This window comes from Alteromonas sp. B31-7 (assembly GCF_015767655.1).
In the GTDB taxonomy this organism is placed as follows: domain Bacteria; phylum Pseudomonadota; class Gammaproteobacteria; order Enterobacterales; family Alteromonadaceae; genus Alteromonas; species Alteromonas australica.
The window spans coordinates 2,194,566-2,217,518 of sequence record NZ_CP065233.1 but is presented as its reverse complement, the minus strand read 5'-3'; the positions used below and the strand labels follow the sequence as shown (position 1 = coordinate 2,217,518).

Genomic DNA, 22,953 nt, shown 5'->3' with positions numbered 1-22,953 from the left:
TGTGGTGTGGTTCACCCTAACCTTTTTGCCTTGCTGCTAGTTATCAGCCATTAATAAGGTATCTTCCCCCACTGACTCGGGTTGCGTGGGCCTTACAATGGGGTGAGCCATAAGTGAGTGTCGTAGCTTGGGTTTAAGTAACCACGCTAATGCACGGGTATCTGTTAAACCACTATCTAGCCAAGTATCAATACTGCCATCGTTATGTGATAACACTAAGGGGCTGGATTTACTGTGGTATTTTTCCATTTTTGGGTGTGCAGGTAAGGTTACTACTGAGCAGCTTACTTTGTAATGGTTTGTATTATCTTGCCCTTTATATTGCCAAATTCGGTATAACCCGCCCATGGCCATTGCATGGGGAGGCTTGTCTTGTGCAAAAAGCGTGAAGTCCGTATACCTGGCCTGACTTCCCTTCCCCTCGGTTTCGCCAAAGCCTGCGGCAGGAATAACGCAACGCATGCTTCGAAATGATTGATAGCCAGCGCTTCGTTTCACGTTAAGTTTATCGTAACGTGTATTAAATGACGTGTACTTCGAAGGTTTAAAATCTACCAAAGTGCCGTTGCTTATCCGTGGTTCCAGCAAAAGCCACCACAACGCATTATGCATTTCTCGCTGCCCATGAGCGTTTTCGAACACAATAGATACCGTGTTCGCGGCAGTGATAACCCTAGAAAAGATGGGGCCGGTTTCAGGCCATAAACGAATTTGAAGCCCTTCCATTAAGGCCCGTACGCCTTCGCAGTCAGTGACGTTTAATCTACCACACATCTTTACACCTTCTTTTGGGCTATCAGCATAGACATTTTGTTAATCACATGTAATATTAATTCGTTTAACAAAAAAGGTAGCCTGTTGTAATAACGGGAATAAACGTATCAAAGGAGTGATTTTTAACCAATATGACTGCAATTACACACGTGTTGTCTTCACCCAGTGTGAGTTTACTCAACGTCATTGCCTTATTGTCTGCTGTGGCCACCTGTACTTGGCTACTAATGGTGCAACCTCTCCGTTTGTACCGATACGCTAGTAAACGTTTTGCTATTGCAAACGCGACGCTGTTTCTTTATATCATAGCCTATCAAAACACATCCATTGGTGCTTTCAGTCTCAGTGGTTTATTAAGTCATTTAAGTTTGTTCCTCTTTGCACTGCTTTACCAAAGTGGTGTCCGCATACTTTTTAAACGCCATTTGTCGTTGGTTGGCTTAACTTTGGTCATTGCATTGGTGTGTATTTCATCGGCACTGCCTTTCATGAACGCCATGGCGATGCCTTTATCCCTCGCCATAATATGTTACATGACGGCGGCCATTTTCTTTAACGGCACTGTTATTAAGTATTCGGAGCTAAAGCGCGAATTTAATACATTATCGGCGTTAATGTTAAGTATACCCGATGGGCTATTCATTGGTGTGTTAGCCATTGCTGGCGTCTCTTATTCATCTTTAATATTCAGTACTGCAGAAAGTATATGGCCTTTATCGCTCAACATGGATATAGCCCTGTGGTTCGGAATAGGTTTAGTTTTGCTAATCAATGTTACCGCCATGGCGGCTGCGGTAATGCGGTTAGTGCTTAAAATGAAGTTTTTAGCCGAACACGATCAACTCACGGGTTTACTAAATCGGCGCGCCATTTCCAAAACGCTTGTGTCACTCTGGTTAAAACTTTCCAGTGATAACCATTCGGCGACTAAGCGGGAACGCCATTTACGTCTAACCAAAGGCGTCCTACAGCACAACCAAAGTGATGTCCATAAAGACAACAACTTCAGTGTGTTAATGATAGATATTGACCATTTCAAACAGATTAATGATGAGTTCGGTCATGAGGCTGGTGATTACGCCCTCACATTTGTAGCGCAAACTTTGTCTGAATTAGTCCGTGAAACTGACTATTGTGCGCGTTTTGGCGGAGAAGAGTTTATCGTTATACTCACCAATACTACTCACGACACAGCCCTGCGTCGAGCAGAAGCAATATGTGATCACTTTTCAAAGGCGGTATGGCGCGAGGGCGCGAATCCGATAACGTTAAGTATTGGCTGTGAGACGGCAACCCACACCAAAAGTATTGATCAACTGCTGTCCCATGCCGATGATGCTTTATATCAAGCTAAGCGAAGTGGAAGAAACCAGATAGTGGCTTATTCTTCATCGTTTTCCTGAATTTTTAAGCCAGTATTCGACAGTTTTTTGCTAGGCTGAACGCCCATTTCTCTGAATTTTTCAATTTGGCGCAGTAGGTTTCCCCGCCCTTGAGAGAGCTTATTAACGGCAAGGTCGTAATGACTTTGTGCGGTATCTAGCGATTTCCCTACTCTTTCCATATCGGTTACAAAGCCCACGAATTTATCGTAAAGTTTGGCGGCTTGTTCAGCAATATGCTGAGCATTTTGATTTTGGTATTCGTACTGCCATATATTGTTGATGGTTCTTAGCGCAACCAGTAAGTTTGTTGGGCTAACCAGCATAATATTATTATCTAATGCCAAAGACACTAGACTAGGCTCTTCTTCAATTGCCAGTAAAAATGCCGACTCAATGGGGATAAAAAGCAAGACATAGTCCAGTGTTCTTAAACTCGAAATAGCTTGATAATCTTTTGCCCCTAACCCCTTAATGTGACCTTTAATCGAGTTTACGTGGCCAAGCAAATGTTGCTTTCTCACGTTTTCATCGCTTTCATTAAAATAACGCTCATAGCTGGCTAAGCTCACTTTCGCATCAATGATAACGTCTTTATCATTGGGTAAATGAACCACGACGTCAGGCTGTAATCGACGCCCCTGTTCGCTTTGCGCTGCTACTTGAGTTTCAAATTCATGACCTTCACGTAACCCTGACTCTTTTAGAATTCGTTCTAGGATCACTTCCCCCCAATTTCCTTGGGTTTTGTTATCCCCTTTTAACGCGTTAGTGAGTGCAGCTGCTTCTTGAGTGATTTTTTGATTCAGTTCTTTTAGCCCAAGAATTTCGGTTTTTAAGGAAGCCCTTTCTTGACCTTCTCGGATGTGTTGCTCGGTAACTTGTTGTTTAAAGCTATCTAATTGGGTTTTAAATGGGGCAAGTAGTGCTTCAATATCTTGCTTACTTTGCTGATGGTAGCGGGCATTTTTTTCGTCGAAAATGCGATTAGCCAAATTTTCAAATTGCGACTGTAAACGTTGTTCAGCACTGCTCATTAGCGCCAATTTTTCTTCATGGCTTTGCATAAGAGCATCTAATCGCGCTTTTTGCGCTTCATTTTGCGACTGAACTTTCATAAAGTTTGACTGTAAGTTGTTATACGCATTAGAAAGCTCGCGCTTCTCTTCTAACACGATATCGTAATGACGCGCTTTTTCACTGAGGGAGCCAAGTTCTTTTTGAAGTGTTGTCTGATGGTGTTGGTGTTGTTCAATCAATGCATTAGCGGCGTCAAGCTGCTGTTGTATTGTTTTTAAACGCTGCTTTGAAAACACCCAGATCATTATGATGAGAACAAGAAATAATGGGAAAAGAAGATAAACGGGGTTAGAAACGTCAAAAGTCATATGAACACGAGCACTGTTATTTTATACAGCACTATAAACAAAAACAGGCGCCAATGGCACCTGTTTTTAAAAAAAAGCGAGATTTTAGCCTATTTCGACAATGTGCTATCTAAATCTTCTATTTTCGCTTTCCAAATGGCTGGACCATTTTTGTGGGCGTTTGCCCCGGTACTGTCTACGGCTACGGTAACAGGCATATCTTCTACCTCAAACTCATAGATAGCCTCCATGCCTAAATCTTCAAACGCGACCACACGAGATTTCTTAATAGCTTTAGATACAAGATAAGCTGCGCCACCTACCGCCATCAGATAAACGGCTTGGTGTTTGGCAATAGAATCTACTGTTGCGGGGCCACGTTCAGCCTTCCCAATCATGCCGATAAGGCCGGTTTTTTCTAGCATAAGGTCGGTGAATTTATCCATGCGCGTTGCCGTAGTCGGGCCTGCTGGGCCGACGACTTCGTCGCCAACTGCATCGACGGGTCCTACGTAATAGATGAACCTATTGGTTAAATCCACACCTTCAGGTAAGCCTTCGCCATTTTCCATCATGGTTTGGATTCGCTTGTGTGCAGCATCTCGACCGGTAAGCATCTTGCCCGACAGAAGCACGGTTTCACCGACTTTCCAGTCTTGTATATCTTCTTTCGTGACATCATTAAGATTAACGCGGCGGGTGTTTTCGCTCACTTCCCATGTGACCTCTGGCCAATCTTCTAATTTTGGCGGCGTAAGTTCCGCAGGGCCTGAGCCATCAAGATAGAAGTGAGCGTGACGGGTGGCGGCACAGTTAGGGATCATTGCCACTGGCTTAGACGCAGCATGGGTAGGCAGTGATTTAATCTTAACATCTACCACGGTAGTTAACCCACCTAAGCCTTGTGCGCCAATACCTAAACGGTTAACACGGTCGAAAATTTCAAGACGAAGCTTTTCATCGGTGGTTTCTGGGCCACGCTCTATGAGTTCTTGAATATCAACCGGATCCATAAGGCTTTCTTTTGCAAGTACTGCGGCTTTCTCTGCAGTACCGCCAATGCCGATGCCTAGCATGCCCGGTGGACACCAGCCAGCGCCCATAGTCGGTAAGGTTTTAACCACCCAATCAGCAATATCATCACTGGGGTTTAGCATTACCATTTTTGATTTGTTTTCAGAACCGCCACCTTTCGCAGCGATCATGACTTCAATTTTTTCCCCTGGTACCATATCAATATGCACCACAGAAGGCGTGTTATCTTTCGTGTTCTTTCTTGCGCCAGCAGGATCGGCAACAATGGATGCGCGTAATGGGTTATCAGGGTTCAGGTAGGCACGACGTGTACCTTCATCAACCATCTCCTGTACCGTCATGTCGGTTTTGTCCCAGGTTACACCCATGCCTATTTTAACAAAGCAGGTCACAATACCCGTATCTTGACAGAGCGGGCGTTTACCTTCAGCAGACATTCTGGAGTTTATGAGAATTTGCGCCATGGCATCTTTTGCTGCTTGGCTTTGCTCTCTGTTATAAGCTTCTTCTACTGCTTTTACGTAATCGAGCGGATGATAGTAGGATATAAATTGCAGGGAATCTTCAATGCTATCTATGAAGTCTTGTTGACGGATAACGGTCATGGCATCCTCTTTTTATTGAGCTTTCGTGGTCTTGGCTTGGTAAAAAAGCGTATACTAGCGCATCTAAAACAATCGCACCACGAAAACAGCCTCAGTTGGCGATGATTCGGGCGCATTAGCAACACCCTTGGTGGGTATTCTAACTATTATTATCATTACCTAGCGCAGAGTTTAGATTTTCATGTCCGTGTTACCTCTCTCGTCAATAACCATAACTGAATACAACGACACCCACAATAGACGCTTAGTCGATATATTTGCGCCACATGCAAACGATCCTTGGGCTATCTTGTTCGATAATTGTGATTCAACAAAAAGCGATGGTCGATTCAGTATTATGCTGTGGCAACCAGTTCGCACGGTAACAGCATATCAAGGGCAAACGCGCACGCATTGCCTATTAACAAACAAGAAAGAAGAAATAGACTCCCCGCCTTTTGAGGCAGCCGAGCACTTCCTTCATAGTGTGGTTAAACACCTATCGATAGCGCCATCAGCGCCTGATATTGCAAACGTGTTGCCGTTTATGATTGGTGTTGCTGGAATGGCTGGTTACGACACAGGACGCTATTACGAAGCCTTACCTTCATACGCTGAAAGCCACTACCAGACAGAAGATTTCGCCGCTGGGCTTTATTTATACTCATTAATTGAAGACAACCTAACAGGTAAAATGTATTACTGTAGCGCAGATGGCACCACAATCCCGAATCTGCGAACCTTCGATAGCGTACCGAAAGCCGATAACCAAGGGTTTCGTCTTACTAGTGATTGGCAATCGAATTTATCCAAAGAAACCTATATTAGGTGCATCGAAAAGATACATGACTATTTAAAAGCCGGCGATTGCTATCAAGTCAATTTTGCGCAGCGTTTTACGGCTGGCTTTAGCGGCTCTGTTTGGCAAGCGTACGAGGCATTAAGGGTGGCAAATCAAGCGCCTTTCTCGGCATATATGAAACTTGCTGATAGCAGTATCGCCAGTATTTCCCCGGAACGATTTTTAAAGGTCGTCAATAAAATCGTTGAAACCAAACCCATAAAGGGTACGCGCCCACGCTTTGCCGATAAAGAAGAAGATGCTGCAAGCGCGTCCTCATTGTTAACGGCGGAAAAAGATCGGGCGGAAAACTTAATGATTGTGGATTTACTGCGCAATGATATTTCCAAGCACTGCGTACCGCATAGTGTCACTGTGCCCTCGCTTTTTGCCCTTGAAAGCTATGAAGCCGTGCATCATTTGGTAAGCACGGTAACAGGGGTACTCCATGATAACGTTAGTCCTCTTAAGTTACTTGCCTCGGCGTTTCCGGGTGGTTCTATTACTGGAGCGCCGAAAATTCGCGCGATGGAAGTCATTGATGAGCTAGAAATACACCGCAGAAACATATATTGTGGCAGTATGTTCTATATGGGATTTAGAGAGGATCTCGATTCAAGCATTTGTATTCGAACCTTACTTGCCGAAAAAGAACAAATACACTGTTGGGCAGGCGGCGGGATAGTTCTTGATTCTGTGCCCGAGGATGAGTTTCAGGAAACATTAGATAAGGTTTCAAAAATCCTCCCTGTGTTATCGTCACAGTTTGGGAGCAATAGTGACAAGGACTGAATTTTTACACCAATTTCATCATTTACGGTTAACGCGAAGAGAGCCGGATTACCCACTTAAAGCTGAAGCTCGTCCGGCGGCGGTGCTTATTCCGTTGTTAGATTACGGCGATAAATTGCATGTTTTGCTTACCGAACGCGCGCATCATTTACGACATCATCCTGGACAAATTAGTTTTCCTGGCGGCGCAGTTGAAGAGAGCGACGAAACTGTAGTCGAAGCGGCAATGAGGGAAGCGAATGAAGAGATAGGGTTACCGCGACAAAATGTGGAAGTCATAGGTCTATTGCCTTCCTACAGAACGGTGAGCAGATATAAAGTTGCCCCTGTCATTGGCTTTGTCGACCCGAACTTTCAACCACAGTTAGATGCCAATGAAGTAGAAAGTGCTTTTGAAGTTCCCCTCGCCCACTTATTAGACAGGCGCAATCATCTGGTCCATACCACTCATCGCGACAAACGCCCTTTTCCTATTTATTTTATACCTTGGCAAGATAAAATGATTTGGGGTGTTACCGCGGCCATACTGCGGAACTTGTCACATCATATCCACCCTTAAATATTTCTTTACACCTCATTAGCATTTCTAATCATCTGATTAGCTTTTCTGTATTGTACTATCCTTACTATACATGCATGATCTTAAGTCTAAGTCATCGTTGAGGTTTGTTATAATGATTAGTGTTTTTGATATGTTCAGTATAGGTATAGGGCCTTCGAGTTCACACACTGTTGGACCCATGCGCGCCGCTGCTGATTTCGTGAAAACATTATCTAATGATGAAGCCCAATTTAACGCCATTGATAAAGTTACCGTGGAATTGTTCGGTTCCCTTGGGCAAACCGGAGTGGGCCATGGAACCGGCAAAGCGGTTATTCTAGGTTTATGCGGCGAACTTCCCGACCTGATTGATGTCGATAAAATAGACCCTCTATTAGAAGAGGTACATACCACACAGCGCTTAGCGCTAAATGGATCGCATGCTATATCGTTCCCCAATAAAAATGCCATTGTATTTCATCGTCGTAAAACATTACCAAAGCATGCAAACGCATTAACGCTATATGCCTATTGTGGCGAACAGATAGTGGCAGAACAAACTTACTACAGTATTGGCGGCGGTTTCATCATTAAAGATGAAGACTTTGATGAAACCAAGACGTTGGCGGCAGAGACACAGTCAAAGGTGCCCTTCCCCTTTAAAAGCGCTGCAGACTTGCTCGTTCAATGTAAAAACAATGGATTGAGTATTAGCGCGCTGATGCTGGCCAATGAAACTACGTTTCGACCTCGTCATGAAGTAAAACAAAAACTGCACCATATATGGCTAACCATGAAAGCCTGTATTCAACGTGGTATCGAAACGGAAGGCATATTACCGGGTGGACTTAAAGTCGTGCGCAGAGCCCCTGCGCTTTATCGACGTTTGCAAACGGAACACACTAGCGATCCTATGCAAACCATGGATTGGGTAAATTTATTTGCCCTAGCGGTAAATGAAGAAAATGCAGCGGGTGGCCGAGTGGTCACAGCACCTACTAATGGCGCTGCGGGTATCTTGCCGGCTGTGTTGCAATACGTTGATAAATTTATTCGCCCGGTTGATGAAGAAGTGGCAAGTCGGTTTTTACTCACGGCGGGTGCAATAGGCATTTTATACAAGGAAAATGCATCAATTTCTGGTGCTGAAGTGGGCTGTCAGGGTGAAGTTGGCGTGGCCTGTTCTATGGCTGCTGGCGCGCTCGCTGAAATTATGGGGGGCACGGTGTCGGCGGTTGAGAATGCCGCAGAAATAGGCATGGAGCATAACCTTGGACTGACCTGTGACCCCGTGGGAGGCTTAGTTCAAGTGCCTTGTATAGAGCGTAACGCGATGGGCGCAATTAAAGCAATAAATGCGTCTAGACTAGCCTTAAGAGGCAGCGGTGAACACAAAGTGTCGTTAGATAAGGTAATTAAAACCATGCGTGACACGGGCAACGACATGAAAACCAAATATAAGGAAACCGCACGAGGCGGTTTAGCAGTCAACATTATTGAGTGTTAATGGGCGTCTATATCGACCAGTACATTTAATGGAACACCTTGGTGTGTAATATTAAATGCACTGGTGACAGCGTTCGCCTTATTTCACTGGCAAGGTAACGCCTTTAAACATTTTCTCTACTTCATCATTGTTTTTAAGCATCATGGCTTTTTCCACCTTATCTTTAGTTAAATGAGGTGCGAAGCGCTCAATAAAGTCATACATGTAACTGCGTAGAAACGACCCTTTTCTGAACCCGATTTTGGTCGTGCTGTAATCAAACAAATGGCTGGCATCAATTTTAACTAAATCGTCGTCTAGCTCTTCACTGACTGCCATAGACGCTATCACACCAATTCCCACGCCCAATCTTACGTACGTTTTGATTACGTCAGCGTCGGTGGCGGTAAATACGATTTTAGGGGTAAGGTTAGCGCGCTCAAATGCTTGGTCTAACTCTGAACGGCCAGTAAAACCGAAAACATAAGTCACAAGGGGGTACTTGGCAATATCGCTAATGTCGATAGTGCCCTTTTTCGACAAAGGGTGATCTTTGTTTACGATGACACTTCTATTCCAGTGGTAGCAAGGCAACATGACCAGGTCGTTATATAAGTGCAAAGCTTCAGTCGCAATGGCAAAGTCAGCTTCACCTTTGGCCGCTAAGTCACTAATTTGAGACGGTGTGCCTTGATGCATGTGTAAGGACACTTTGGGGTACTTTGACATGAACCCTTGAATAACATCAGGCAATGCATAGCGAGCCTGGGTATGGGTAGTTGCAATGTTGAGTTTACCCTGATCGGGTAAGGTGTGTTCACGGGCAACGGCTTTGATGCTTTCTACCTTGGCTAAAATTTCGCGAGAAATATTAATAACATCATGCCCTGCATCGGTGACGTGGGTGAGGTGCTTACCGCTACGGCCAAAAATCTGAACGCCTAACTCGTCTTCCAGCATGCGCACTTGTTTGCTGATGCCCGGCTGCGAGGTAAATAAACTTTCTGCGGTTGCAGATACGTTCAAATTATTGTTCAGTACTTCTACGATGTACCGTAACTGTTGTAATTTCATTGTGAACACCACTCGTCATTGTTGTACTACTACTATAACGCTATCCTTATAACCAAAACTACTATTTATTGCTATACACTATTACAAAAAGCAGTTTTGACTGCGAAAAAGGTAGGCATTTTACAGCGAAATAAGTGATACTAACCGCTTGTAACTTACCGAGTATTTTATTTTCTGGCCGATAAGCGGCATGTAGTGTGGCGTAGCGTCACTATGTTGAAGAAAATATAAGGTTAAAAAAATGACTGATAATAAGCAGCTATCCTCTCCCATAGACTTTTCATCCGTATTAGCGGCTGCTGTTCATGATATGAAAAACTCTTTGTTTTTACTTATTCAGTCCATTGAAAACCTGGCGGGAGAATTGCCTTCTGACAATGTTGAAGCACGAGAGCAAGTCGCTAATGTGCATTATGAAGCCTCACGGTTAAATACTAACTTAGTTCAAATATTGTCGTTATATCGTTCAGAATTAGAAAGCTTACCCATTACTGTGGATGAGTGCTTCATCGCCGATCTAATAGATGATGTGGTGGGGTCTAACCGCCTGTACGTAGAGCAAAAGAAAATTGGCATTACCATTCAGGTGGATTCCGAACTAAGCTGGTATTTAGACAGTGAACTTATTTATTTGCTAATTAACGATGTATTAGTCAATGCCCTTCGTTACGGAACTTCGAAGATTATCATTTCGGCTTCAGTGCAAAACGCACACCTCAACATTAAAGTAGAAGATGACGGTGCGGGTTATCCCCCATCCATGCTTGAAAAGAGTCACGAATCTTTGTCTGAGTTTCAACTTAGTCAAGGGCGTACGGGCTTAGGATTATTCTTTGCACGTTTAATTGCAGCCGCGCATTCACAGGGTGAAAATAGTGGTGAAATATCACTTTCCAACGGCGGTGATCTAGGTGGAAGTGTTTTTGAGGTAAAAATACCGTAACATTAGCCGATAGAATAGAAAACACGTTATAACTATCGAACGATAGCAATACATAATGACTTAAATGGAACTACACGAATGTACGTGATAATAATAATTCTGATTGTTGTACTTTTAATTGCGGCCATATTTATTAATGCGGTACAACAGCATCGCGCAAAAATTGAATCAGAACGCCGTGCTGAGGTGTCCAAACAAAAAGCAATTATCGATGAGACAGAGAATGTCATTATGGCCTGTGTGAATATTCCTACCTCACCTCGTTTGATGGAAGTCTTGCATAATCGCGTGCTAAATGCGCTTAAAGTGATTAATGAGCACAATAGTACCCCTGAGATTAAACAACGGATTAATGACGCTGAACAACGCACAAGCAGTGGCAGTGGCAGTGATGGCACCGCGACGAGCGATTTCGTTTTGCCCGATAATGACAAATTAATTATCCAGTATATTCAGGCGGTCAAGAAACTACGTATTCTCCTTCGCTCGGAACATAGTAAAGGCAAAGTGGATTCTAAAACGTTTATTGATGAAGAAAAGCAGTTAGAGCGTCTACAAATTAAAGTGAATGTGGAAACACTGATTAAACGAGGTCGGGCTGCACACCAAACAAATATGCTAGGTTCAGCACGCCAATATTATGAAAAAGCCAAAGCTGCGCTAGAAAACCAGAATCAAAAAGATGAATACGCCCATTCTCGGTTAGCCAACTTAACGGAATGGTTAAACGAAATTCAAAGCAACCTGAAAAGTGTGAATGCGCAAGATCGTGCGAAACGTCAAGAAGAAGAGCGCGACGAGCTAGACGAATTATTTGCACCAAAGAAGAAGTGGTAATTGTAAAAGTTACCTCTTCGTCTCTCCTCTTTTCCCATAAAATATTTACCACCTATTCCTCAATCCTACACATAGAGGCCTAGCGACGTTAGGCCTTTTTTATTGGCTATTAAATATATTCTTTTGCAATCAGAAGCTTAGCGACTGCTGGTCTATTGGCATTGGTTTTGCGAGTTCCAGATTGAACAGATTTTCGAAGGATCAGTTAATCAAGGGAATAGTTAAATGGATATCAAGCAGCGTAAATTGGCTACTAAACCTTTTTCAAAGCAAAGCGGCAAAAATGTAACCTCAACGCCAAAGCACAAATCGGTGTCTACGCGACGCGCTAGGGTGTTGGTTAAACGATCATTGGGCAAATCCTTTATTGCACTTGCGGCATTATGGCCGCCGCTTGTAGGCGTTGCAGCACCAGTAACCACACCATGGCATCAAAACACTGAACCAACTGAGCAATTTTCTTCATTAGATAGTCGTGTAGCACGTATGCAAGAGGCGCAAGCCTATTATGAAACGATAATAGAGCAAGGTGGTTGGAAGCCATTAGACGCCGGTGAACTATTGGCAGAAGGCGCACTGCGTAAAGGTGACACCTCACAAGCGGTGTCGATACTTATCATTCGCCTTGCTATGGAGTATCCTGCGCTTCACACTTTATGCGATGACCGTTCCGTTCTATCACCTAGCCTTCGCCACTGTACTTTTGATGAATTAATTGAAGACGCAGTGAAAGACTTTCAACAACGCCACGGACTAGATGTTGATGGCGTAGTAGGCAAAAATACGCTTGCCGCATTGAATATAACCGCAGAACAAAAAAAGCAACAACTGGCATTAAACATTGCGCGTCTAACCGCGTTTGAGGCAAACGATGAAGATGCGTATGTGCTCGTGAATATTCCAGAATTTCGTTTGCGTTATATCAACGATGGTCAGGTTAAGGCGAAAAAAGATGTGGTTGTTGGTAAGCCAAGTTGGGCCACGCCTTCGTTTAGCGATGAAATTGAAAAATTTGTGGTTAATCCAGAGTGGCGAATCCCGCTTTCTATCGCTACGCGAGAAATTGCACCAAAAGTAGCTGAAGATCCTGATTACCTTGAAAAAAATAACATCGTCATTCGTAAAAATAGCTTCATTGACGATGAATTGGTTGACCCTAGTACCATTGATTGGGCCAGCGTAAAGCCGTATCAATTTGACCATTTCCTTGTGAAACTACCTCACGATAAAAATCCATTGGGAAAAGTGAAATACCTGTTCCCTAACCCACATGCGGTGTATGTACACGATACGCCTTATCAACAGTGGTTTAACGAACCTGTACGTGCAGCGTCTCACGGTTGTATTCGTCTAGAAGACCCATTTTCTTTAGCAAAGCTAATTGCAGAAGAACAAGGCGTAGAGAGTTTAATGGACAACGTAATATCGGCCAGAGATCTACGTGAATCAAAAACATTTCATCTTAAGGAACCCCTACCCATTCATTTAGTGTATTGGACCGCTTGGGCAGATGAAAATGGCAGAATTAATTTCAGAAATGATATTTATCGACGTGATGCGCGAGACACGCTATCGTTATCTCAATTAGCTTCTTTATAAAAAGGCAGGAGTTTTTGATGCTGACAAAGGTGACTATGAAAACAATCACGCTGGCAACATTATGGGTGTTATCTAGCATTACCATGATGAGTGCTTGCCAAGCACACGATATGCAAACTAAGGCCGCGCTGCAAAAGGTGCCACCTCATGAGCCCGTGATTATTGATAACCAAGACGCCCTCATAGATGCGGAATTTAGCCTTAAAATTAATAACATTGTTGTACCTTACAATGTGTTTTCGTTGTTTGTACTTCCTGAGGAAGTGACAGAATTAGAGATTATTTATCCTCAGCCCGACAAACGCTATGAACTTTACGAAAATGGTGCGAAAGTTCAAAAGTCTCAAGATCTCACTTGGCATTGGAGAGCGGCAGATGAACCCGGTGAGCAGCAGTTAACCATTAAAAGCCAAGACGGCGATGTCAGCATGACATTGAATGTGTTTGTCATGATCCCCGCCGAAGAAGTACAGGGCGGCCGCTTGAAGTATTACCATATTGGTCCCTACCCTGATGAAAGTGAAGTCACAGACAAAAACATGTACGTAGAGCCTAATGGTTTTATTGAGGTCACGAAGGCAAATCAGGAAAAACGATTGTCACCGCATTTTAAGTTGAAAGAATTTACCAGCAAGCAGCGTTCTGGTTATCCAAAATTCGTGTATCTTCGAGCGCCTTTATTGCTGAAGCTTGAAATGCTTAGGCGTGAAATGAACATGAACGATATTCCGGTTCAGAACATGGTTATTATGAGTGGGTATCGTACGCCTCAGTACAATCGAGCGATTGGCAATGTAAAGTTCAGTCGCCACGTCTATGGTGATGCAGCAGATATTTTCGTTGATAATGATGGCAATTATCGTATGGATGACTTAAACAATGATGGTGCTGTTAACATAGGTGATGCTGATGTGATGGCCAGTGTGATTGCCGAACTTAATAAACGCAGTGAATATAAGGGGCTGATTGGCGGCTTGGGCATTTATGGGCCAAAACCTCATCGCGGCCCGTTTATTCACATTGATACGCGCGGGCTCAAAGCGAGATGGAGAAAACCGTAAACGCCATCGTCCAGCCCTTACTCTGCGTTTTCACCGTAATGCATTGCCACTTGGGTCCAAAGGCGTTGCGCGGCTACCGACAAATCGCCGTGAGATTTTGCAATCATACCTACCGATTTTACCAAGGGTTGCGTACTTAGCTTTATAGTTCGCAACCCAATATTCTCCATATGATTTTTACATAAATTAGGCATGACGGCGATGCCCAATTCTTGTTTAATCAAATTACCCAACGTGGCCAATTGACCTGTTTCAGCCACAATAGTTGGTTCGCCAAAAAGAGCAAGATGTTGTTCGGTCCAATGCCTTACCGCCGAGCCTCTATTCATCATGACGAAGGGATAATCGAGACATTGGTGCCAAGATATCTGCTTTGCTGTATTTAATGGGTGATTAGCACTTAGCACTAACAAAAACTCATCGTCGAACAATGGACTAAATTTAAGCCCTTCGGTTCTCACCGGTTCAAAAGTAAACCCCAGTTCAGCGCGGCCTTGAGAGACTTCTCGAATCACTTGCTCCATAACCACATCCAAAATGCGTAGATTAATATTCGGCGCAATGGCGTGGTATTGCGCTAATAACAGAGGCAAGTGACTCTCAGCAAAAGACGGCATGGCGGCAAGCGTTAACTGTCCTTTTGCCATGGCAAAGAGGTTTTGAATGTCAGAGAAGGTTTCCTCCCAGTCCCGCATGATTCTTATGGCATTAGGAAGGAGCGCTTCGCCTTCTTTGGTTAATTCCACCCGTCGTGTGCTGCGCGTGAATAGTCGCCCACCTAACTGGCCTTCCAGTTTTTGGATAGATGACGACAACGCAGGCTGAGTGATATGAAGCTTGGTGGCCGCGTCTGCAAACGTAGCGGATTGTGCCACGTGGATAAACGCTTTTAACTGGCGATATGATACGTTCATGATTAATAAATATAAGTTATCAATGAGACATTAAATTCAATTTTACATACTTAATAACATTGATGATACTTTTTATTAACGTGAACAGGTGGAGAATATTCAATGTCGGGTTTCGACAAAGTGGTTTCAGATTATTCGGCAGCAATGTCAGGGCTAGAAAGCGGGATGACCGTTATTGCGGGCGGCTTTGGTTTATGTGGTATTCCAGAGGGGTTAATTGCTCAAATAAAGGCAAGTGGCGTCAATCAGCTTACTGTTGTTTCAAATAATTGTGGGGTTGATGGGTTTGGTCTTGGTGTGCTCTTAGAGGACAAGCAGATTAGGAAAATGGTGTCGTCGTACGTGGGTGAAAACGCCCTCTTTGAAAAGCAGCTGCTCAACGGTGAATTAGAGGTTGAGTTGACGCCGCAAGGCACATTGGCCGAAAAAATGCGCGCAGGCGGAGCGGGGATCCCGGCGTTTTATACCGCTACCGGGTACGGAACCCCCGTGGGTGAAGGTAAAGAAGTAAAAGAATTCAACGGCAAGCCCTATATCCTTGAAGAAGCCATTACTGGTGATTTTGCCATTGTAAAAGCATGGAAAGCAGACAGGTTTGGCAATTGCGTGTATCGACATACCGCTCAAAACTTTAACCCTATGGCTGCCACGGCCGGTAGCATTACCGTGGTGGAAGCTGAAGAAATTGTAGAACCCGGCGAACTGTCACCCAGTGAAATTCATACACCAGGCATCTATGTGAACCGCGTTATTAAAGGTGAATTTGAAAAGCGCATAGAGCGACGGGTTGTTGCGAAGGAGAATAACTAATGGCGTTAACGAGAGATCAAATAGCAATGCGCGTGGCACAAGAATTCAAGGATGGTGACTATGTCAATTTAGGGATTGGCATCCCTACTCTTGCAGCGAACTTTGTTCCTGATGATATTAATGTCATGCTGCAATCAGAAAACGGGTTGCTTGGCATGGGACGTTACCCAAGAGAAGATGAAGTCGACGCAGATATGATAAATGCGGGGAAAGAAACGGTTACCGCCATTACCGGCGCGTCTATTTTCAATTCAGCTGAAAGTTTCGCCATGATTAGAGGCGGACACGTTGACTTTACCGTGTTAGGTGCTTTCGAGGTGGATGTGAATGGAAACATAGCTTCATGGATGATCCCTGGCAAGCTAGTCAAAGGCATGGGAGGGGCTATGGACTTAGTCGCGGGGGCAAAAAATATCATTGTCACCATGACTCATACTGATAAACATGGCAATTCAAAGCTACTTTCCGAATGCACTCTCCCCCTTACCGGTGTAAATTGCATTACTCGCATTATTACCGATTTGGCGGTGCTGGAAGTGGCAGAGGGTGCCTTCGTGTTAAAAGAAACTGCACCTGGTGTGACGGTTGATGAGATTCAACAGAAAACACAGGGTAAATTGGTGGTGCCTGACGACGTTAACGTCATGGTCGTTTAACCATTTAATGAAAGCACGCACTCGCCGTGCTTTCATAATATACCGCTTTAAGAGATAATAGGCCTTACGATTGTTTATGAGGCCCTACCTTGCTAGTTACCGACTTACCTGTTCATCACAAAATTATTGCCAAGCTGGAAAATAAGAATATTGCTGAGTTAACTGAAATACAGGAGAAAACCATTCTACCTGCGCTTCAGGGCAAGGATATTATTGCTTCATCGAAGACGGGGTCGGGAAAAACCTTTGCGTTCTTAGTGCCAGCAATAAACCGGTTGATGTCGCAAAAAGCACTGAGTCGACAAGATCCTCGCGCCCTCATTCTCGCGCCAACCCGTGAACTGGCCAAACAAGTATTTATTGAAGCAAAAACACTGTGTTCAGGTCTTAACCTTAGTTGTTCACTCATCGTTGGTGGTGAAAATTATAACGATCAAGTAAAAGCGCTTAGACGCAACCCCCATGTTATTGTAGGTACGGCTGGCAGGATTGCTGACCATTTAAGTGACAAAAGCATGTTTCTTAACGGCTTAGAGTTACTTATTTTTGATGAAGCTGACCGTATGCTTGATTTAGGTTTTGCACCACAATTATCAATGATAAATGGGTTTGCTAACCACAGAAAACGTCAAACCATGATGTTTTCTGCCACTTTAGATAACGTTGAATTGAACCACATGACGACTAAACTCACACGCTCTGCCGTACGAGTCAGTGTGGGTGATGCAACGGCTGAGCATGGTGATATTGAACAAGCCTGTTTCTTCGCTGATAATATTGAGCACAAAGATAACTTATTGCGCCATGAACTAAGCCATCGAACTTTCAATCAAGCTATTGTTTTTACTGCCACCCGAGAAGATACCGACAGGCTAACGGCGTTGCTCAACCAAGATAATCTTGAAGCCATTTCATTGCGGGGCGATTTACCGCAGAACAAACGCGCGGCAATTATGAGTGAGTTTACCCGCGGCCAATATTCAATTTTAGTCACAACAGACTTAGCGTCGCGTGGCTTAGACTTGTCAAAAGTTGGCTTGGTTGTGAATTTTGACTTGCCCAAAAATGCTGATGAATATATTCACCGTATTGGTCGTACAGGTCGCGCAGGCCAAAAAGGTGAGGCCTTTTCACTGGTCGGCCCAAGAGATTGGAAAAGTTTTGAAGCGCTTAAATCGCACCTACAGTATGCATTAGCTTGTGACAACCACAGTGAATTACCAGCACGTTTTTCTGGCTTTAAAGTAAATAAACCGTCTGCCGACAAGGCTAAAAAGTCGAAAAATAACCGCAGTAGCGACGGTCAATCAACACATCAAAAAGTTAAGAAACGTGTTGATACTATGGAAGGTAAAGACATTGGTATGGCACCTATCAAGCGAAGACCTAGAGCCATTGAATCCGACGATAATGATGACGAATAATCAGTTATAACGGCTGGAATTTACGTTAGGGGGTAGCGGTTTGCCTGTGTTGTGCAATCAGCAGCCCCTCAAACGTCTCTGCATCTACCGGTCTTGAATACAAATAACCTTGACCAAAATCGCATCCCATCTGGCTTAATATATGGTGTTGCTCTTTGGTTTCTATCCCCTCAGCTACCACACTAATTCCCAACTTTTTCGCCATCACAATTATGGCTTCACAGAGCACCTTATCATTACTCACTTCCGTCATGGAGTTAACAAAGCTGCGATCTATTTTAATTAAGTCAGTTGGGTACTTTTTAAGGTAGGAAATGGAAGAATAGCCCGTACCGAAATCATCAAGGGCAATATCGATACCCGCTTGTCTAAATTGAAATAGCTTTTCAGATATTCGATCGTCGCCTTCCATTAATAGGTTCTCAGTTATCTCAAGCACAATAGCATTGGCGGGCGTATTGGTATCGAGCAAGTATTGCAGCCAATGAGTAATACAGGTGTCTGAATCGGCATATTGTTTCGGTGACGTATTTACGCTTATCTGTAGGAATTGACCAAAATGTCGGCGCCACCGTTTTACTTTTGTACATACCTGGGCAAATACCCAATTGCTGATTTCACTAATAAGCCCAAACTCTTCAGCAATGCCAATAAATTCATCGGGGGCTATCCGCCCTCTAGAGGGGTGATGCCAACGAATTAGCGCCTCTGCTTTTACAATGGATGTGGTTTGAATATCGACAATGGGTTGATATTCAATGAACAGCTGCCCTTCATCTATGGCAGTTCTTAAGTCGGACAGTAACCCCATTCGCTTTAACGCTTGGTCTCTTAACGCCTTCGTATAATAGTGGTAGCTATTTTTCTGGGCAGCCTTAGCGCTATACATGGCCTGATCTGCATTCTTTAGCAAGTTAACAATGTCTCTTGCATCATCCGGGAAAACCGTTACCCCAATACTTGCCGAAGAATGCACTTTATGTTCTTGCAACTCAAAGGGAAGCGACATCGTTTGCAATATATTCTGCGCCACTTTTTCCAGTTCAATGAAGTTGGAGACGTCGTTAATAATGAGCACAAATTCGTCGCCACCTAATCGGGAGACGGTATCTTTGCTACTCACACAAGACTCTATTCTTTTCGCCCCTTCGATTAATAAAAGGTCGCCTACACTGTGGCCTAGTGTGTCATTAATATCTTTGAAATTATCTAGATCGAGTAACAACACTGCGACTTTGCTTTGTTTACGTGATGCTATGCTTATTGCCTGTTTTAACTGTTCTTCCATGAGCTTTCTGTTCGGCAAATTGGTCAACACGTCATAATTGGCTTGCCGCCAAATGATTTGGTTGGCGCGCTCACGTTCAATGGCGATACTGGCGAGGTGGGCGAATTCTTCTATTCGGACGAGTTCGTCTTTTGATGGTGTTGCAGCATGTTCATGATAAATGGCAAAAGTGCCTAAAACGGCGCCATCAGCACCCCGGATAGGTTCAGACCAACAGGCGCCTAAATTGGCTTGCTGAGCACACGCTTTCCATGCGGTCCAATAAGGGTGCACATTGATATCTTCTACAACCGTGCGGGCATTGGTAAAAGCGGCGGTACCACAAGAGCCCTGCCCTACACCAATTTCAACCCCGTCGATGATATCGTTATAGAATGCTGGCAAAGAAGGCGCCGCCCCCATGCGTAGCCTATTCCCTTCCAGTAAGAGCACACTGCAGTATTGGTTAAGATACTCTTCTTCAATAGACTCCACTATATGCTTAAGTACACTGGGTAGAGATTCGCAATTCACTACTTTTTCTAAAATGACGCTACGCACGCGGGTAAGTTTCTGATTTTCTTCTAACGCGGTTTGCTTTTGAGAAAGTTGTGCCGTTAACCAGGTTAATTCTTCGCGATTTAATTCACTTTCAACGAGACGGCATAAATCATTTAGTTGGCCTTCTTCTTGTGGGCTAAATGTTCTAGGCTTGGGGTCAAAGACGCAAAGTGCACCAATTCTATGTCCATTAACCACAATGGGCGTACCAGCATAAAAGCGTATGTGGGGGGCATTGATAACAAAAGGGTTGCCTTTAAATGTTTCTGATTGATGCGTATCGGGCACAATAAATGTCGACGCATGATTTATCGTATGCGCACAAAATGCAGTTTCTCGTGTTGTTTGTTCGAGTGAGAGGTTAACGAGAGATTTGAACCACTGACGTTTTTCGTCAATAAAAGAAATTGAGGCAAATTCACATTGAAACAACTGAGCGGCTAAACGTGCGATTCGATCAAATCGTTCTTCGTGTTGGGTATCAAGGATATTAAGACATTGCAGCGTTTTTACACGGGCTTTGTCATCTTGTGGGATTACGGGTTCTTTCAAGCGAGGCCATTCCTGTCGACGTTTTCATCAATCTACCCCTATCATCGTGCAAATGACGAATTCATACCGGTAGGAAGCAACCATGAGTATAGGCGAAATATTCAAGTCTGCGTACACACTGAGTAGAAAAAATTTATTTGCTGACAGTATCTTAAAGTATAAAAAACCGTTTGAAAAAACAATAAGAAAAACGAAAGGACTGGCCTAAATCATTGGCTCTACTTGGTCGCTGCTGCGGTTTTAGAGGACATTTTCACCGCATTATTAAGGGTGTTTAATTCCCGATCCGTTAAATTCCGCCATTGTCCAGGTTTTAAGTTATTGAGCTCTAAGTGCATTATCCGTGTACGTTTTAGCTTAGTCACTTCATACCCTAAAAATTCGCACATACGACGAATCTGACGGTTAAGCCCTTGCGTTAGGATAATAGTGAAAGAAAACTTGCCTCTGGCTTTAACCACACAGGGTTTGGTGACTGTACCTAAAATGGGCACGCCTCGCGACATGCGCTGGATGAAACGTTCGCTAATTGGCTGATTAACGGTCACTTCATACTCTTTATCGTGGGCATTTTCGGCGCGTAAAATTTTATTTACAATATCGCCGTCGCTGGTCAGTATTATTAGCCCCTCAGAAGGTTTGTCTAATCGTCCAACCGGAAATATGCGCTGTTTGTGCTTAATAGCATCAATAATATTGCCTTTTATATGGCGCTCTGTGGTGCAGGTAATGCCGATGGGCTTATTGTAAACAATGTATACCCTGTCTGATTTATCTTTTGCTACTGCCTTAACAAGTTTGCCATCTACCCTCACCTCGTCTTTAGACCCAATTTTAGTGCCTAATTCTGGTGGTTTGTTATTGACTGTTACCCGCTTTTGTTCAATTAACTTATCGGCTTCTCGTCGCGAACATAACCCAGTGTCACTGATGTATTTATTTAGCCTCTTTTCTGTTTGCTCGCTCATGATATAAACCTTTATGTAACGGTGTAATTTTTGCTGAATAACTGGCATAAAAAAACGAGCTAGTAGCTCGCTTTTTAAATCTTTACGATGGCGAATGGGAACTTAGTATTCCCACCAACATTCTTGCCACCACTCTAAGAACTCTTCAAAATCGATAAAACCATCGTTGTTTTCATCAATAAGTTTGAAGCCTTCTTCTACATGGCTCGCTTTTGTTTTTGGTGAAATGACCGTCAGTAATTCAATAAACTCAGTTAAGTCTATTTGGCCGTTACCATCGCGATCAAAAAAGCTAAAATCTTTTTTTATCTCTTCAATTTTTTCGTCTGAAAGTTGGGCGTCCACTCGCTTTCCCTTTTAGCTACAACATTTAAGGGAGAGTGTAACGCCCTTCTCTTTCAGTGTCTACGCTTGATTTTCTTTCGCTTTTAACGCGCGTTCGCGTTGTTGCTGCGCTTTTTCTTGGCGCTTCTGTTCCATGGTCAAGCGTGCTTCGGTGCCAACGTGTTCTTGCTGACGTTGCTTCGCCAGTTGCACCTGCTTTTCGCGCTCTCTGAACCGCGCAAGCTGGTCTTCGGTGTGGGTGCCATAGCAGTGTGGACAACTAACACCCGCTTCATACTTATCACTTTGCTTATCTTCAGCAGTAATCGGTAAGCGGCATGCATAACACTGTTCATAATGACTTTTTTCCAGATCGTGGTTAACCGCAACGCGATTATCAAACACGAAACAATCCCCTTCCCAAAGTGACTCTTCTTTTGGCACATCTTCTAAGTACTGGAGGATGCCGCCTTCTAAATGATAGACCTCTTCAAAACCTTGTTCTTTAAGGTAAGCGGTGGATTTTTCACAGCGTATACCCCCAGTACAAAACATGGCGACTTTTTTGTTTTTCTCAGGGTCTAGGGCTTTTTCCACGTACTCAGGAAACTCTCTGAACGTTTCCGTTTTCGGGTCGATGGCATTTTTAAATGTGCCAATTTCGATTTCGTAGTTGTTGCGCGTATCAATAACGGTAACGTCTGGGTCGCTTATTAACGCATTCCAATCTTTTGGCTTAACGTAGGTGCCTACCGTTCTTCGGGGGTCTATACCTTCAACACCCATTGTGACGATTTCTTTTTTCAGTTTTACCTTGGTGCGATAAAACGGTTGTTCGTCATGTAACGACTCTTTGGTAGAAATAGGGTTGATGCGAGCATCATTGTTGAGGTAGTCAAGTAAGGCATCAATGCCTTCTCTACTGCCGGACACAGTACCATTAATGCCTTCTTCGGCAAGTAACAAAGTACCTTTAATTCCGTTAGATTCCATAGCCTCTAAAAGAGGCTGGCGCATAGCTTCGTAATTTTCAAGCGCAACGAATTTATACATCGCGCAAACAATATATTTAGACATGGTGTTCACCTTTGCTAGTTGGAACGTAAAACCAGTGCAAAAAATGCGGCGCGGAGTGTAACAAATGGCCAGGACGATTGCCAG

The 22,953-nt window shown here is 43.8% G+C and carries 20 protein-coding genes; 11 read left to right on the top strand and 9 right to left on the bottom strand.

All coding sequences use genetic code 11. From position 1 onward, the window contains the following. Positions 1–36: 36 nt before the first annotated feature. The gene (locus IUA53_RS09380; protein ID WP_196899325.1) at positions 37–774 is read right to left on the bottom strand and encodes an SOS response-associated peptidase family protein; all 738 of its coding nucleotides are present in this window, start codon (positions 772–774) and stop codon (positions 37–39) included. 131 nt (positions 775–905) lie between these two features. Here IUA53_RS09380 and IUA53_RS09375 point away from each other — a divergent pair, with 131 nt between their 5' ends. Then, positions 906–2,177 carry a GGDEF domain-containing protein gene (locus IUA53_RS09375; RefSeq protein ID WP_196899323.1) on the top strand — a complete coding sequence of 424 codons (1,272 nt, stop codon included), beginning with the start codon at positions 906–908 and terminating at the stop codon, positions 2,175–2,177. Here the strand turns inward: IUA53_RS09375 and rmuC are convergent. Together rmuC and IUA53_RS09365 are read right to left on the bottom strand one after the other, a co-directional pair. Next, entirely contained in the window at positions 2,156–3,544 is a 1,389-nt protein-coding gene (gene rmuC, locus IUA53_RS09370; protein ID WP_196899321.1) for a DNA recombination protein RmuC, read from the bottom strand. The genes IUA53_RS09375 and rmuC overlap by 22 nt on opposite strands. A gap of 89 nt (positions 3,545–3,633) precedes the next feature. After that, positions 3,634–5,163, bottom strand: a complete 1,530-nt coding sequence (locus IUA53_RS09365) for a fumarate hydratase (RefSeq protein WP_196899319.1) — start codon at positions 5,161–5,163, stop codon at positions 3,634–3,636. A gap of 181 nt (positions 5,164–5,344) precedes the next feature. Here IUA53_RS09365 and pabB point away from each other — a divergent pair, with 181 nt between their 5' ends. The 3 genes from pabB to IUA53_RS09350 all read left to right on the top strand — a co-directional run bounded on the left by pabB (position 5,345) and on the right by IUA53_RS09350 (position 8,823). Then, on the top strand, positions 5,345–6,775 hold the full coding sequence (gene pabB / locus IUA53_RS09360; protein ID WP_196899317.1) for an aminodeoxychorismate synthase component I: 1,431 nt from the start codon (positions 5,345–5,347) through the stop codon (positions 6,773–6,775). After that, the gene (locus IUA53_RS09355) at positions 6,762–7,334 is read left to right on the top strand and encodes a CoA pyrophosphatase (RefSeq protein WP_044057110.1); all 573 of its coding nucleotides are present in this window, start codon (positions 6,762–6,764) and stop codon (positions 7,332–7,334) included. The genes pabB and IUA53_RS09355 overlap by 14 nt, the downstream gene beginning before the upstream one ends. Before the next feature lie 115 nt (positions 7,335–7,449). Then, the gene (locus IUA53_RS09350; protein ID WP_044447380.1) at positions 7,450–8,823 is read left to right on the top strand and encodes an L-serine ammonia-lyase; all 1,374 of its coding nucleotides are present in this window, start codon (positions 7,450–7,452) and stop codon (positions 8,821–8,823) included. A 78-nt stretch (positions 8,824–8,901) separates the two neighbouring features. Here IUA53_RS09350 and cysB read toward each other — a convergent pair whose 3' ends face one another. Beyond that, positions 8,902–9,876: an HTH-type transcriptional regulator CysB gene (cysB, locus tag IUA53_RS09345; protein ID WP_044057108.1), complete on the bottom strand. Its 975-nt coding sequence runs from the start codon at positions 9,874–9,876 to the stop codon at positions 8,902–8,904. Positions 9,877–10,117: 241 nt separating this feature from the next. Here cysB and IUA53_RS09340 point away from each other — a divergent pair, with 241 nt between their 5' ends. The 4 genes from IUA53_RS09340 to IUA53_RS09325 all read left to right on the top strand — a co-directional run bounded on the left by IUA53_RS09340 (position 10,118) and on the right by IUA53_RS09325 (position 14,316). Then, positions 10,118–10,819: a sensor histidine kinase gene (locus IUA53_RS09340; protein ID WP_044057107.1), complete on the top strand. Its 702-nt coding sequence runs from the start codon at positions 10,118–10,120 to the stop codon at positions 10,817–10,819. A gap of 78 nt (positions 10,820–10,897) precedes the next feature. Beyond that, the gene (locus IUA53_RS09335) at positions 10,898–11,656 is read left to right on the top strand and encodes a hypothetical protein (protein WP_196899315.1); all 759 of its coding nucleotides are present in this window, start codon (positions 10,898–10,900) and stop codon (positions 11,654–11,656) included. A 225-nt stretch (positions 11,657–11,881) separates the two neighbouring features. Next, the gene (locus IUA53_RS09330; RefSeq protein ID WP_196899313.1) at positions 11,882–13,255 is read left to right on the top strand and encodes a L,D-transpeptidase family protein; all 1,374 of its coding nucleotides are present in this window, start codon (positions 11,882–11,884) and stop codon (positions 13,253–13,255) included. Positions 13,256–13,272: 17 nt separating this feature from the next. Next, complete coding sequence (locus IUA53_RS09325) at positions 13,273–14,316, top strand: D-Ala-D-Ala carboxypeptidase family metallohydrolase (RefSeq protein WP_196899311.1); 1,044 nt, start codon at positions 13,273–13,275, stop codon at positions 14,314–14,316. A 17-nt stretch (positions 14,317–14,333) separates the two neighbouring features. On the opposite strand, the gene IUA53_RS09320 is transcribed toward IUA53_RS09325, so the two are convergent. Further along, positions 14,334–15,230 carry a LysR family transcriptional regulator gene (locus IUA53_RS09320; protein WP_044057105.1) on the bottom strand — a complete coding sequence of 299 codons (897 nt, stop codon included), beginning with the start codon at positions 15,228–15,230 and terminating at the stop codon, positions 14,334–14,336. Between the two features lie 102 nt (positions 15,231–15,332). Here IUA53_RS09320 and IUA53_RS09315 point away from each other — a divergent pair, with 102 nt between their 5' ends. From IUA53_RS09315 to IUA53_RS09305, 3 genes are all read left to right on the top strand, one after another. Continuing rightward, the gene (locus IUA53_RS09315; RefSeq protein WP_044057104.1) at positions 15,333–16,040 is read left to right on the top strand and encodes a CoA transferase subunit A; all 708 of its coding nucleotides are present in this window, start codon (positions 15,333–15,335) and stop codon (positions 16,038–16,040) included. Beyond that, positions 16,040–16,696: a CoA transferase subunit B gene (locus IUA53_RS09310; RefSeq protein ID WP_044447376.1), complete on the top strand. Its 657-nt coding sequence runs from the start codon at positions 16,040–16,042 to the stop codon at positions 16,694–16,696. The genes IUA53_RS09315 and IUA53_RS09310 overlap by 1 nt, the downstream gene beginning before the upstream one ends. Positions 16,697–16,785: 89 nt before the next feature. After that, on the top strand, positions 16,786–18,120 hold the full coding sequence (locus IUA53_RS09305) for a DEAD/DEAH box helicase (protein ID WP_196899309.1): 1,335 nt from the start codon (positions 16,786–16,788) through the stop codon (positions 18,118–18,120). Between the two features lie 25 nt (positions 18,121–18,145). Here IUA53_RS09305 and IUA53_RS09300 read toward each other — a convergent pair whose 3' ends face one another. The 4 genes from IUA53_RS09300 to trhO all read right to left on the bottom strand — a co-directional run bounded on the left by IUA53_RS09300 (position 18,146) and on the right by trhO (position 22,869). Next, a complete protein-coding gene (locus tag IUA53_RS09300; protein WP_196899307.1) occupies positions 18,146–20,500 on the bottom strand; it encodes an EAL domain-containing protein in 2,355 nt (784 codons plus the stop codon). A 218-nt stretch (positions 20,501–20,718) separates the two neighbouring features. Further along, positions 20,719–21,468, bottom strand: coding sequence for a 23S rRNA pseudouridine(2604) synthase RluF (gene rluF, locus IUA53_RS09295; RefSeq protein WP_196899305.1), 750 nt, complete (start codon positions 21,466–21,468; stop codon positions 20,719–20,721). Between the two features lie 102 nt (positions 21,469–21,570). After that, positions 21,571–21,813, bottom strand: coding sequence for an EF-hand domain-containing protein (locus IUA53_RS09290; RefSeq protein WP_044057100.1), 243 nt, complete (start codon positions 21,811–21,813; stop codon positions 21,571–21,573). Between the two features lie 60 nt (positions 21,814–21,873). Further along, positions 21,874–22,869: an oxygen-dependent tRNA uridine(34) hydroxylase TrhO gene (gene trhO / locus IUA53_RS09285; protein ID WP_196899303.1), complete on the bottom strand. Its 996-nt coding sequence runs from the start codon at positions 22,867–22,869 to the stop codon at positions 21,874–21,876. Positions 22,870–22,953 lie beyond the last annotated feature (84 nt).